Origin of the sequence: Enterobacter sp. PTB (genome assembly GCF_051130085.1) — a bacterium.
Lineage (GTDB): Bacteria > Pseudomonadota > Gammaproteobacteria > Enterobacterales > Enterobacteriaceae > Enterobacter > Enterobacter ludwigii.
The window spans coordinates 1-270 of sequence record NZ_JBDKEE010000169.1; the positions used below are offsets into that span (position 1 = coordinate 1).

The 270-nt window shown below is 65.9% G+C and carries 1 protein-coding gene; it reads right to left on the reverse strand.

Annotated elements, in window-relative coordinates; genetic code table 11:
- The coding region (locus tag AAIR21_RS28115) for a DsbA family protein (protein WP_434682876.1) at positions 1-270 on the reverse strand (270 nt) is incomplete at both ends.

Genomic DNA, 270 nt, shown 5'->3' on the forward strand with positions numbered 1-270 from the left:
GCGGCCCATATTGGCCTTGCGGGCGTCGGCGATCACCTGCTCGAACTGGTCGATGCTGAGCACGCCGGGCACGCGGTACTTGCCGACGATGAATGACGGCGTGCCGTTGAAGCCGAACGCCTGAGCCTGCTGGTCGTTGCGCGAAAGCACCGCGTCGATCGCCTTGGCGTTGGCGTCGAGGTCCTTCTTCAGCCGGTCCATGTCGAGGCCGGCGCCCGAGAGCAGCTCGGCGATGCGCGGCTCGGTGATGCGCGAATTGACCGAGATCAT